Origin of the sequence: Halovulum marinum, from assembly GCF_009697225.1 — a bacterium.
Lineage (GTDB): Bacteria > Pseudomonadota > Alphaproteobacteria > Rhodobacterales > Rhodobacteraceae > Halovulum > Halovulum marinum.
Window position 1 is genome coordinate 1 of sequence record NZ_WIND01000038.1, and the last position, 13198, is coordinate 13198.

The 13198-nt window shown below is 60.4% G+C and carries 10 protein-coding genes; 8 read left to right on the forward strand and 2 right to left on the reverse strand.

Going from position 1 to position 13198, the window contains the following annotated elements; translation table 11 throughout:
- Positions 1 to 200 precede the first annotated feature (200 nt).
- On the reverse strand, positions 201 to 2060 hold the full coding sequence (locus tag GE300_RS21280) for an ABC transporter ATP-binding protein (RefSeq protein ID WP_233417283.1): 1860 nt from the start codon (positions 2058 to 2060) through the stop codon (positions 201 to 203).
- A 13-nt stretch (positions 2061 to 2073) separates the two neighbouring features.
- Positions 2074 to 2964 (reverse strand): LysR family transcriptional regulator, encoded by an 891-nt coding sequence (locus tag GE300_RS21285; protein ID WP_325063350.1) that lies wholly within the window; start codon positions 2962 to 2964, stop codon positions 2074 to 2076.
- Positions 2965 to 3199: 235 nt separating this feature from the next.
- Here GE300_RS21285 and GE300_RS21290 point away from each other — a divergent pair, with 235 nt between their 5' ends.
- The 8 genes from GE300_RS21290 (at position 3200) to GE300_RS21325 (ending at position 13061) form a co-directional block, all read left to right on the forward strand.
- Entirely contained in the window at positions 3200 to 4687 is a 1488-nt protein-coding gene (locus GE300_RS21290) for an amidohydrolase family protein (RefSeq protein ID WP_154449548.1), read from the forward strand.
- Positions 4684 to 6747, forward strand: a complete 2064-nt coding sequence (locus GE300_RS21295) for an alpha-amylase family protein (protein ID WP_233417284.1) — start codon at positions 4684 to 4686, stop codon at positions 6745 to 6747. The genes GE300_RS21290 and GE300_RS21295 overlap by 4 nt, the downstream gene beginning before the upstream one ends.
- Positions 6748 to 6832: 85 nt before the next feature.
- Positions 6833 to 8347: an ABC transporter substrate-binding protein gene (locus tag GE300_RS21300; RefSeq protein WP_233417285.1), complete on the forward strand. Its 1515-nt coding sequence runs from the start codon at positions 6833 to 6835 to the stop codon at positions 8345 to 8347.
- A 68-nt stretch (positions 8348 to 8415) separates the two neighbouring features.
- Positions 8416 to 9333 (forward strand): ABC transporter permease, encoded by a 918-nt coding sequence (locus GE300_RS21305; RefSeq protein ID WP_154449553.1) that lies wholly within the window; start codon positions 8416 to 8418, stop codon positions 9331 to 9333.
- Positions 9297 to 10184 carry an ABC transporter permease gene (locus GE300_RS21310; protein WP_407647754.1) on the forward strand — a complete coding sequence of 296 codons (888 nt, stop codon included), beginning with the start codon at positions 9297 to 9299 and terminating at the stop codon, positions 10182 to 10184. The genes GE300_RS21305 and GE300_RS21310 overlap by 37 nt, the downstream gene beginning before the upstream one ends.
- 2 nt (positions 10185 to 10186) lie before the next feature.
- The gene (locus GE300_RS21315) at positions 10187 to 10897 is read left to right on the forward strand and encodes an MBL fold metallo-hydrolase (RefSeq protein WP_154449557.1); all 711 of its coding nucleotides are present in this window, start codon (positions 10187 to 10189) and stop codon (positions 10895 to 10897) included.
- On the forward strand, positions 10897 to 12216 hold the full coding sequence (locus GE300_RS21320; RefSeq protein WP_233417287.1) for an amidohydrolase family protein: 1320 nt from the start codon (positions 10897 to 10899) through the stop codon (positions 12214 to 12216). The genes GE300_RS21315 and GE300_RS21320 overlap by 1 nt, the downstream gene beginning before the upstream one ends.
- Positions 12213 to 13061, forward strand: coding sequence for an MTAP family purine nucleoside phosphorylase (locus GE300_RS21325; protein WP_154449561.1), 849 nt, complete (start codon positions 12213 to 12215; stop codon positions 13059 to 13061). The genes GE300_RS21320 and GE300_RS21325 overlap by 4 nt, the downstream gene beginning before the upstream one ends.
- Positions 13062 to 13198: the final 137 nt, after the last annotated feature.

Below are 13198 nucleotides of genomic sequence, written 5' to 3' on the forward strand. Positions count from 1 at the left end.
GTTCTCCTCGTTCTTGGAGACCAGCAGACGTCAGATCGTAGCTTCCGTCACTGTCCGATTTTCGGGGGGCAGCTCAACCAGAACATCACCGGTCCCGCAGTAAATCTCTGCCAACCCTTATGCGATAGCGCAACTCGCGCTGACCAGATTAAACATTTAACAGGTTCCGGTCATAGGGTGGATGAATGGTCAGTGCCGCATTAGACATTGCCAGCTTGGACGAAATGGTCTGGGCCAACTTCGATAAACTCGCGTTTCTGGAACAAATGATCTAATGGGCGGACGGGTGTAAGGATTTCCTCGTCCGGTAGATCACGGCGCGTGTGTCTTCGTGCCGGATCTGGCACCGGGACTGCATTTATCAGCTTGCGCGAATAGGGATGCCGAGGAGCGGACAACACTGCCTCCCTCGGGCCAATCTCGACGATTTCCCCAAGATACATGACCGCAATTCGATGGCTGACCCGTTCGACGACGGCCATGTCATGCGAGATGAAAAGGTAGGCGAGGCCAAGACGCTTCTGTAGGTCCAGCATCAGGTTCACCACCTGGGCCTGGATCGAGACATCGAGCGCAGAGACGCTCTCGTCAGCCACGATCAGCTTAGGCTCCAGAGCTAGGGCGCGAGCGATGCAGATCCGTTGTCGCTGGCCGCCCGAAAACTCGTGCGGAAATCTGTCAGCGACCGCGGAGTCTAAGCCGACCTGGTCCAGCAAATCTGCCACGCGCGCACGGGCTTCCGCCCGATTTCCGAGGCCATGCGCCAAATAAGGTTCGGCTATCGCGGCGCCGATGCGCATGCGGGGATTGAGACTGCCGAAGGGGTCCTGAAAGATCATTTGCGCGCCGCGCCGCAACTTCCGCAATCCTTCCTTGTCGCTAGAGCTGATCCGGCGACCCTCGAACAGGATTTCGCCGGAGGTGGGCGTGGCAAGTTGCAGGATCGACTTGCCGATCGTCGACTTGCCGCAACCCGACTCGCCGACAAGCGAAAGCGTTTCGCCCGGTCGGATGGAAAAGGAGACATCCTCGACGGCATGGACCCGCCCGGTCAGGCGACGCAGGGTTCCAGCACGTATATCAAAACGTGTGGTGAGATTCCGGAGTTCGAGGATCGGGGCGGATTGTCTCTCAACCGTGTCGACCGCGGGCGGTGGAGGCGAAACCGCACCAGTATCCATATCCACTTTCGGGAAGGGAGTAGGGAAGGCGACACCTTTCATCGCACCGAGTGTCGGGACGGACGCCAACAACGCGCGGGTATAGGGGGCAGTCGATGCGTGGAATACGCGCTCCGTCGTGCCGCGTTCGACGGTTTCACCACGGTACATCACCATAGTCCGGTCAGCCATTTCGGCGACAACCCCCATATCATGGGTGATGAACAGAACCGACATGCCTTCCTCTGCCTGCAGTTCCTTGATCAGATCCAGAACCTGGCCCTGGATTGTCACGTCCAGAGCGGTGGTCGGTTCGTCCGCAATCAACAGCTTCGGCCGGCTGGCCAGAGCTATGGCGATCATTACCCGCTGGCGCATGCCACCGGAAAACTGGTGTGGATGTTCGTGGAAGCGGGCTTTTGCGGAGGGGATGCGCACCTTGTCCATCAGCGCCAGGGAAGCCGCTTTGACCTCGGATCCGGAATACTCTGGTGAATGGGTGCGCACTGCTTCGTTGATCTGGTCGCCGACAGTAAACATCGGGTTCAGGCTGGTCATCGGTTCCTGATAGATCATCGAGACGTCGCGGCCGCGCACTTTTCGCATTTGCGCCTCGGGAAGGGCGAGCAAGTTGCGACCGCACAGCGTGATGTTGCCAGACACCCGGCTGGTCTGGCGCGGCAAAAGGCGCATGATTGCCAGCGAGGTGACGCTTTTGCCGGACCCGCTTTCCCCGACGATTGCCAGCGTCTGACGGGGGAGAATATCGAAGGAGGCTCCCCGGACGACCTCGAGCCAACGGCCCTCGGACCGAAAGGCAATCGAAAGGTCATCGACCGACAGCACGGTTTCGGAGGGAACAGGGTCCATTGCCGGCATCTCTTTATGGGTAAGTGGCATCGGCCGGCTCTCCTTAGGGGGCGTGGTTTTCTCGGGTCAGTTTCACGAGGAAGTCTGCAAATACCCGTACCTTGGCTGGCGTGTTCTTCTGTGCGGGAAACACGATCGATATGGGCTCGGCCTCGACCTCAAACTCGGTCAGAACGGGCTCCAGGGCACCTGTTTCCAGCGCATCGCGGAACAGCCACCAGGTTGCCTGGCTGACCCCAAGTCCAGCTATTGCGGACTCGCGAAGGATGTCGCCGCTATCCGTCGTGAAGTTGCCATTGACGCGGATCAGGGTCTCGCCGCCTGCAGGGTCAGTGAACGACCAACTCGGCCCGAACGCGCCTATGATGCAATTGTGTGTTTCCAAGTCTGCTGGAACTTTCGGGACCCCAAATCGGCGAAGGTATTCCGGCGATGCGACGGTCTTCTGTCTGCCGCGTACCAGAATGCGATTGATCAGTCGCGAGTCCGGTAGGCGACCGGAGTGCACCACCAGATCATATCCGTTCTCAATCGGGTTCGTGGTCTGGCCTTTCAATTTCAAATCGACTGACACGGCGGGATGTTCGGCAAAAAAGCGCGGCAGTGCCGGAATCAGCGTGCGCCTTGCGAAGGCCGGAGGCATGGCGACGCGTACCGTGCCGCTGGCGGAAGAACACGCGTCGAGTATAGCGTCTTCCGCCTCGTCCACCTCTTCCAGTATCAATTTGCAGCGCTCGAAATAGTCGGCGCCCGCCTCACTGAGATGCATCTGACGTGTGGAGCGCACAAGGAGTTGGACGCCAAGGTGTTCTTCCAGTCGATTGATGTGCTTGGTAACTGCCGAAGTCGAGAGCATCAGCTTGCGGCCGGCGGCGGTGAAGCTGCCGAGATCTGCGACTGTTACAAAACATTGCATGGCCTGGAACTTGTTCACGTGGCCTCTTCGCCCGATGCTCATATTTGGGTCGGCCTCGCGAAGTGGAGTTCAGGACGCCGACGGGAAGGCAAGCGCATGTTCTGCGGTGTCCGCCATCCAAATCCGACGTTAAGGGGAGTCGTTGAGCTCAAGGTATAGGCATTCCAATAAAAGCTCTTTTTCCAAAAGAGCGTATTCTGGCTTGTTTCCTTTCGCAACAGACTGACCCGACGGCTTGCTTCCTTAGCGTGACATGCATCGGATTGTCAGAAAGGACCTCATCATCGGCTCGACGCTCTATCATAACGCTCTTTGCCTGGCCGGTGATGCGACCGGTCCGCATCGCGCCGATCTGAGGATCGAGGGCGGTCGGATTGCTGCGATCACGCCAACTGGCGCCGAACCGAAACCCGACGATATCATTGTCGATGCCAGCAGATTCCTTGCCGTGCCCGGCTTCGTTAATGCCCATTTTCATTCTCCGGACACTCTGAGCCGCGGCAATTCGCCTGACCGACCGCTCGAACTTTGGTCTCTGTCCTCGTCGGCATCCCGCCAAAGCCGAAGCATGCGTGAGATCGAGGTCGCGACCCTTTTGGCGGGCGTCGAGCTTGCGCGGGGTGGGGTGACCGCCGTCCTGGACCATGTGCGTATTTCGCCCGATTTGTCGGCAGATGCGCTGGATGCCGTGGCACGAGGTTGGCTCGCGACCGGATTGCGCGTGGTGATCGCTCCAGTGGTTGCAGATCGCCCGGTTGCTGAAACGCTGCCGTTTGAAACAGGGGACTGGCATGGATGCGATGTACCGGATGTGCATTCCGGCCTAAGTGCGAATGTGCAGATCGCCAGTGTCGCGGACTTTCATAGCCGGTGGCATGGCCGCGAGGGGCGAATTTCGGTTGGTATCGGCCCTTCAGGACCGCAAAGGTGCTCGGACGAGCTACTTGTCGCAGCCGCAGAGTTTAGCTCGCGGACCGGCTGTATTTTCCATTCGCATGTCCTCGAGACCCACCTGCAACGTGCTGCAGCGCTGAAGCTCTATGGAGGTGGCATGATATCGCATCTGCGCGCGCTGGAATGCCTGTCGCCGCGTACAAATCTGGTACATGCGATATGGCTTGAGCCGGATGATCCCGAGATCATCGCCGATGCCGGCGCCGCTGTCGTGCACAATCCCGTTTCAAACGCGCGTCTCGGAAGTGGAAAATGCGACTTGAACCGGCTTCTGGCCGCAGGTGTTCGCGTTGGTCTTGGTACTGATAGCCCCTGTTGCAACGACGGCTGCTCAATGGCTGAGACAGTAAAATGGGCGGCGCTGGTGCATCGCGACTGGCAGGACGATGGCAGCGGCTGGCTCACGCCAACGGCGGCGCTGAACCTGGGAACACAAGTCAGTGCCGACGCCATCGGATTGTCCGAAACCGGGCGGCTACGCCCGGGCAATCTTGCCGACATCAACTTCTTTTCGTTGGATGCGCCCGCTTACGTGCCCTTGCGTGATCCGATACGCCAGTTCGTGTTGGGCGACACCAGTGCCGCGCCGGAGCTTGTTCTGGTTGGCGGCCGCGCGGTGGCCGCCAAGGGCAGGGCCATGCTTCTGAATGAGCAGGAAATCTGGAGCGAGGCTTGTGATCTGGCCACCCGCCGCGATCGCACCGAAGAAGCGCCTGCGGCCCTTGGTGGTCCGATCGCGAGAATGCGACGCCGAGTGTCTGCCGAAGAGGCACGGCAATGCCATTGAGTTGGACCCAGGAACCCCTGCGGCTGTTTCAACATCTGCTGCGCGAGGCCGACGCCGATCGCCTTGATGCGGAGGCTCTGGTCGAAGAGGCGCATTCCTGCGGTGCTAATGGGCTCGTCATCATGGGAGGCGGGTTCTCGGCCTGGTATCCTACCAAAGTCGCGATGCAGAGGGTGAACCCGCGCATGTCGGGGGATTTCTTAGGCGAGGTTCTGGCCGAGGCCAAGGCGCGGGGTATGCGCGTCATAGCCCGGTTGGATATCTCGAAAGGACGGGCGGGCTTGGAGCAGAGCCATCCGGATGCGCTAGTCCGCGACCCTTCTGGCAAGATCGCCACTGTTTGGGGCATGCCGCAGGTCTGCGCGACCGGACCTATTTGGCAGGACGACGCCTTTGCCATTATCGACGAACTCGTGGACAACTACCCGGCACTGGACGGGATTTTTTTCAACTATTTTCACGTCGCCCGGTGTTATTGCGCGCGCTGCAATGCCGTCGTGAGGGATGCGACGGGAACCTCGATCCCGTCCCCCGGTGAATGGGTTACTACCTACGAGCGCTGGCGCCAGGGTTACCTCGCGGACTATCTTGGTCGGATGCGTGACCATATTCACGCGCGCGCACCATACATGGCGGTGATCCCGTATCATCACGTGCGCGACGGATGGGATATCCGGCGCATGGCCGAGGTGTCGGACGTTCTTGCGGCGCAGATCTCCAATCCACTGATTCCAAACCCTGTCGATCCGCAGCCGAATTGGACGCATTGGGCTGCGGAAGAGGCGATGACAGCATGGGCGCTAAAACCGGACGTGCCGCCGTTGTTGTTTCAGACAACTTCGGAGGTCTTCGCCTCACGTCAGAGCGCGATGCCCGACGCAAGGCTACAACTTAATATCCTGCGAGGGACTGCGGCCGGCGGGCGGGTCGTTCCGGCGGTGAATGGCCGACTGCACGCTGGCGATGCACGCTTCGTAGCCGCGTTGCGTCAGGTTGGGCGGGACATTGCCGCGCATTCAGACTGGTATCACGGTCTGAAGCCGTCAGGGCGTATAGCGCTGCTCCGCTCTGAGGACAGCCGCCTGTTCGGTGTGGACGCCGGGCGCATGGCGGGGGCGCCGGACGGTTCCGGTCATGTGGCAGAGTTCCGCGGCTTGTTCGAGATGCTTTCCGACCTCGGCTACCCGCTGGAATTGGTGCTGGCGGGGGCGTTGGATAGTGAAACGTTGTCGCGCTTCGATCTGGTAATTGCGCCTGGCGTACAATGCCTGTCGCCCGAGGATGCAGCACTTCTGGATGACTACGTAGCCGATGGCGGTGTGCTCCTTGCTACGGCGGACACTGGGATATGCGACGCGGATGGCGTTCCTCGGGAAACGCCTCCGCTTTCATGTCTTCGTGCTCTTCCGGGGCGCGTGCGCAATATCGATGGCGGATATCTGGCACGAAGAAGACCGGATGCGGGCGGACCGCTTGAGGGTGTTGCATACGTCGCTGCAGCGGGCGCGTTCTGGCAGCCATTCGCGGAGAACGGACCCGAAGACGACCTCTTTCTGGTTGGTCCGTTCGTCAACAACGCCCCTGAGTTCACCGAAGTTTCCGGTCCGGGCGAGGCTCCGGGGAAGATCTTCAAGCACCATGGCCGCGGGCGGGCAATCTGGCTGCCATGGCGAATTGGCGCACTCTATGGGCGCCACGGCGTGCCCGAATACCGCGCGATTCTGGGCGAACTGCTGTATGAGCAGGTCGGTGCCGCGCCGCTGGTGCACGATGGCGGCCCTGCAGTCGAGGCAGTGCTGACGGCTCACCCACTGGGACAGGTTCTCCATCTTCTAAATCGCGGCGCCGTCACTGGGCGACCGTTCAGCCAGCTCAGTCCGGTAGCGGGTTTTGAAGTTGCCGTTGAAACCGGCGCAATCGAAGTGGTTGTGCTTGCCGGAGAGGCGATTGCGTTTCGGCGTGATGGCAGGAGCCGGCTGATCCTGACGGTGCCGCGTTTGGACAACTATGTTGCCGTCGCCATGATCGCCGGCACTGCGGAGGAAGAACGACCGGCCTGATCGGTCGAGGGAAAAGACCCGTTCGGAGTGTTTCCGACCGGTAATAATTCTTCCGCAAGGAAGGAAACCAACAAGGATGGATACCATGAGACACTTCCTTCGCCGGGGCGCGCTTGCCGCCGCTCTTGCCACCAGCGCGATGACAGGGATGCCCGTACTTGCGCAGCAGGGCGAACTGGTCGTCGCCCAGCAGATCGACGCTTACTCGATGGACCCGGCAAAGCACTCTGCCTTTCCGACTGCAAACATCTTGTTCCAGATATACGACGCCCTACTGACCCAGAACGAGAACGGCGAGATCGTCGGCGCGCTTGCCACATCATGGTCGAACCCCGACGATCTGACTTGGCGCTTCAAACTGCGCGAGGACGTGACCTTTCACAATGGGGAGCCATTCAACGCGCAGGCCGTTAAATACACGTTTGATCGCGCGCTCGACCCGGACTTCAAGGCCCCGTATTACTCGCGGATCTCGGCCATCAAGGGGGTGGAGATCGTCGACGAGTACACAGTCGACTTCAAGACCGAGAAGCCGTTCCCGACGATGCTTCTGACACTGTACGAGGCGTCCTTCCCGGCGCTGATCGTGCCGCCTGCCTACGCTGCCGAGGAAGATGGCGCGAAGATTGCTGCGACCCCCGTCGGCACCGGGCCCTACACATTCGTAGAGTGGTTAAAGGACGAACGCGTGGTGCTGAAGGCCAATCCGGACTACTGGGGCGGCGCACCCGCGATCGACACTGTGATCTTCCGGCCGATCAAGGAAACCCGCACTCGTATTGCCGAGTTGAAAAGCGGCGGTGTCAGCATCGCTGCCGATATTCCGCCCGAGGATGTACCAGCGCTGGAAAGCGGTGACACCAAAGTGGCGATCGTGCCTTCGGATTTCCTGTATTTCTTCATGCTGGATACCACGCGTGAAACGCCGCTTCAGGACAAGCGGGTACGACAGGCGATCAACCACGCGATCGACGTTGATGCGATACAGGAAGCCTTGCTGGGCGGCCTGGGTCAGCGCATAGCCTTGACCCTTCCGACCAACGCGTTCGGCTATGACGAAAGCTGGGAGCCCTATGCCTACGATCCTGAAAAGGCGAAGGAGCTTTTGACCGAGGCGGGCTATCCCGATGGCTTCTCGATCAAGATGATGTCCCGCAAGGGGCGTTTCCTGAAGGACGCCGAGATCGTGCAGGCCGCCGCCGGCTTCCTGCAGCAGGTTGGTATCAATGCCGAGGTCGAGTTCCTCGAGCCGGGTGTCTGGGGGCAGGTCTCCGAGAAGAAGGGCCGCGAAGGAATTGTCTTCCCTGGGTGGAGCGGACGTGACCCGAACCTTGTTTGGTTTCCGATCCTGAAGTCCGGCCTTTATCAGAGCTATTTCAGCAATACCGAGCTGGACGCCCTGCTGGATGCCGGGGCCGCAACCTTGGACCCTGAAGAGCGGCTCGATATCTATGGCAAAGCTGCGGCCATCATCAAAGAAGAGGCGCCGCATGTGCCGCTGATCCAGCCTCCGCTGATTTACGCGCTCGACGCCAACCTCGAGTGGACCCCGCGCGGCGATGGCATGATCGATCTTCGCCACGCGGAATTCGCCGACTGATCCGGGGCGGCCGGTCCCCGCGATCGGCCGCTTCTACACCCGCTAGCCCGTCCCAACCGAGGAATCGTATGCTCGCCTTCCTGGTCATTCGCATCTGCTACGCGGCCGTCGTGGTGTTTGGCGTGTCTCTCGCAGTGTTTTTCCTGATCCGCATCGGCGGAGATCCGACGACGCTCTTCCTGCCCCCGGAAGCCAGCGCCGAGGACATTGCGCGCTTCCGTCATGTTATGGGCTTCGATCGGCCGCTTCCGGTCCAGTACCTCGATTTTCTGCATCGCGCCCTGCAAGGCGATTTCGGCCATTCCCTGCGCTATGACCAGCCGGCGATGGCGTTGGTGCTTGAGCGCGCTCCCGCAACCTTGGCCCTATCGGGGCTGGCGCTGGCGATGTCGCTTGTCATAGCGGTACCGCTGGCAATCCTTGCCGCAGCGTATCGCGGCACCGTAGTCGATCGGATAAGTCTTCTGATCTCGCTGATAGGGCAGAGTTTCCCTGCGTTCTGGTTGGCGATCATGCTGATCCTCCTGTTCTCGGAAACCTGGGGCATTCTACCCCCATCCGGGCGCGGCGGTTTCGAGCATCTGATCATGCCATCGATTGTCCTTGCGACATATTCGACCGCTATCATAACGCGACTGTTGCGATCCTCGATGATCGAAGCACTTCAGTCGGACTATGTTCGGACCGCGCGGGGCAAAGGGGTGAGCGAGCCCCGCATCATTCTCAAGCACGCGCTGAGGAACGCCGCGATTCCGACGATAACGGTGATTGGCCTGCAAGTGGGCGCGCTTTTGGGCGGAGCGGTGATCACCGAAGAAGTGTTTGCCTATCCGGGCGTTGGGCGCCTTGCGATCCAGGCGATCGCCAACCGCGATTTCACAGTCGTACAGGCCTTCGTGCTGGTGATGGCAGTCACCATCGTATCCATCAATCTTCTGGTCGATCTGTCATATGCGGCGCTCGACCCTCGGCTGAGAGGGAAGTGATGTCAGCTTTACGACGGTTCTTGGACAGCTGGCTTGCCGCACTCGGTTTGGCAATCGTACTTGTCGTCTTGTTCGGTGCTTTGTTTGCCGAGTTTCTGATCCCCTTCGACCCGGATGCGCAGAACATCTTGATGCGTTTGAAGCCGCCGATGTGGCGGGGCGCTGATGGGGTGCACTTGATGGGAACCGATGCGTTGGGGCGCGACATCTTCAGCCGTCTGGTTATGGGCGCGCGCGTGTCGCTGCTGGTCGGGGTGGCGTCGGTCGTGATCTCGGGGGTTGTCGGCGTCACCTTCGGCCTGATCGCCGGGTATGAGGACAAGTACGTAGGGCGCGTGCTGATGGCAATCACCGACATTCAGCTGGCAATCCCGTTTCTTGTTCTTGCTTTGGCCGTTGCGGCCGTGGTTGGGCCAAGCCTCTGGAATATAATCGTGATCTTGGGCCTGACGAACTGGGTACAATACGCCCGTGTCGTGCGTGCTGAGTGTCTGTCTTTGCGCGAACGCGAGTTCATCCAGGCGGCGCACACGATGGGCATCGGGGTGGGAGCAATACTGGTCCGCCATTTGCTGCCGAATGTAATGTCCTCGGTGATCGTTATCTCGAGCCTGCTGGTGGCCAAGATGATCCTGTTCGAGTCCTCACTTAGCTTTCTTGGGCTGGGTGTGCCGCCCACCACGCCGACGTGGGGCACGATGATTGCGGACGGCCGAAATTACATCAGTCATGCCGGATGGATCGCGACTTTCCCCGGTCTGGCGATTTTTGTGACGGTGGTGGGCATAAACCTGATCGGCGACCGGTTGCGCGACATGCTTGACCCGCGGCTACGGCAGATGGAGGGCTAGGAATGCCGGATTTCCAGATCCTGATGCAGGGTTTTCCGGGCCGAACGCCGCGGGGCTTCCTGGGATGGAGCACTGTCGTGCTGCTGCACGGGCCGGACGGTCCTGTATTGTTCGATACCGGGGCGCATGGCGATCGACCCGGCCTTATGGCGGCGCTGGCCGCTCGGGGGCTCAGGCCCGGCGATATCACCACTGTGATCCTGTCGCACCTGCACTTTGATCACATTGCAAATGTGGAATGTTTTCCGCAAGCCCGGATTGTCATGCATGAAAGTGAAGCCGCTTCGATCGAACAAAGCGGCGCGGACGATCCTGCTGTTTCTCTGAGTGTGGCCAAGGCAGTTCTTGCGTCCGACACGCTGCAACTTGTCTCCGATGAGCCGGAACTGTGGCCCGGCCTACAGATGATCCGCACACCGGGCCATTGTCTGGGGCATGTGTCGCTTGTGATGAAGCAGGACGACGGCTGCGCCGTCCTCGCGCAGGATGCGGTAAAGCATCGCGGAGAGCTAGGTTCTGGCCATGCCGATGGTGCCTTTCACCCGGCGATGGCAGCGAAAAGCATCAGCCGGATTGCGGCGATGGCGGATCTGATCGTCCCGGGACACGATGCGCCGCTTGCATGGGATGGTCGCGAAGTGACCCCCCTGGCTTCCGTATCGACAGAGGTCTCTCTCACTGTGTCGGACCGGCGTATCGAGTTGCATGTCTGATGCGCGTGTTGATTGAAAACGCCGCGATCCTCACCGGCCCTTCGGGACCGTTTCATCCGGACGGTGCGTTGTTGCTCGACGACAGCCAGATTGCCTGGATTGGCGATGCCGCGGATCGTCCGGAAGGTCCAGAACCCGATCGGCGGATGGATCTGGGCCGACGAGTCGTCATCCCAGGGCTGATCAATACACACGCCCACGCGGGGCTTTCTTCGCATCGCGGATGCTGCGACGACGGAGACCTGTTCGAATGGGCCGGCGCGCTCGCACCGCACACCTCACACCTGAGCGTTGAGGACAATCGCCAGAGTTGTCACCTTGCGGTGATGGAAATGGTGCGCAACGGCATTACCACCGCTTGCGATTGCACCCGCTTCGGGGCCGGCGTGTTCGCCGATGTAGCGACAGAGATCGGCATGCGGTCGCTGAGCGGCGCATTGGCCAATTCCCCCGAGTTTCGCCCAACGGGGCGACCGAACTGGCCCCTGGCGTTGGATGAAACCCGCGCGGCAATGCAGCGGCATGCCGACAATGCGCTGGCCCGCTTCTACCTCGGGGCTCACTCTCCCTACAGCTGCACGCCGGAACTAGTGAGTGAGGTCAAGTCCGCTGCCGAACGCCTAAGCCTGCCATTCGTGATACATCTCGCCGAGAACCGCCGCGAAAGTGACATCACGACCGAGCGCTACGGGCTGAGCCCGACCGCCTGGCTTGGCAGTCTCGGGGTTCTCGATGACACCTGCATTCTGGCTCATTGCGTCTGGATGTCGGATGCGGATCTGGATCTGGTGGCGGCATCCGGCGCGGGTGTTTCGCACAATCCGGCAAGCAACGCGAAACTCGCGTCCGGCGTCGCACCGGTACCGACAATGCGGACGCGCGGAATTCCGGTTGGGTTGGGAACCGACAGCACCCTGTCCAACAACGCGCTGGACCTGTTCCAGGAAATGAAATTTTCGGTACTGCTGCAGCGCGCCATCAGCCTCGACGGGTTCACCATGAACGCCGCCGCCGCATTCGAAATGGCAACGACAGGCGGCGCCCGTGTTCTCGGCTGGGATCACGCCATCGGGCAACTCGAAGCCGGCTACACAGCGGACCTGGTGGTCCTTGATCTCGATCATCCCTTGGGCCGCACTCGCGAGAGGGTGCTGTCGGATGTCGTCTATCATGCCGGACCCGCCGCGGTACATGCCGTGATGGTGGCGGGCGAGATCATCTATTTGGACGGCGAGTTCACCCGGATCGACGCCATGTCGGTCACCGAAGCTGTCCATGCCCACTTTCAACAAGACAATGAAAAAGGACCCGCGACATGAGCGATGCCCCTATCGGCCTGATTTCCAGTGCCGCATCCGAGGAACTCCTAAAGAACCGCAAGGCGGAGCGGGTAAGCACACCCTGGGGCGAGGCGGAAATCCTGCTAGGTGAGATCGCTGGACGTCAGGCGGCGGTATTGCTGCGCTATGGCACGAACCTGACGACGCCGAGTCACAAGATCAATTATCGAGCCAACATCTGGGCCATGCGGGAGTTGGGGGTCGACGCCATCATCTCGCAAAACGCGATCGGTTCGGTCAATACGGCCATCCGGCCTGGGGATATCGTCGTCCCCGATGATTTCCTGGACAAGACCAAGTCGCGGCCCCAGTCCCTATTCGACGATTCCGAATGCTGGGTACGTGTGGATTTCACCGACCCGTTCTGCCCGGCCCTGCGCGCCGAACTGATCGATGCGGCCACAGCAGTGTCGGATCGCGTGATCGAACGCGGTGTATTCGTTTGTACCGAAGGGCCGAGGTTCGAGACTCCGGCGGAGATCCGAGCCTATCAGATGGAAGGGGGGGATATCGTCGGTACACCTCTGGTTCCAGAGGTGATCTTCGCGCGTGAGGCGGAAATCTGTTTTGCGTCAATCGCCCCCGTGATCAACTTCGGGGCAGGTATGGCCCCCGCGGTAGTACATTTCGGTCCGGGCAGCATGAACGAAAGTTACTATAGCGACGGCCTGCATGATCTAATCGAAAAAGTGATAATCTCAGCGTTCAAGGGCCACTCCCCCGAGCGTGTATGTACTTGTCGAACAGCGCTCGACGGAGGCTTCCACGGGAGCCCTCCGGAATGGTTTCGAAGCCGAGAGAAGGTAAAAGCTGAGGCCCTGTGATAACGGCGTGCGCTGAAATTCAGTTTCCGGCATGAGGGGAGCGAGTATCGCGCTTGGCCCTAACAGGCTGCTGAAAAAGGCCGGTCTCGACGCGGTTTCGAGAACATGATTCACTTCCGGCACGGCAGCGGCAGCGG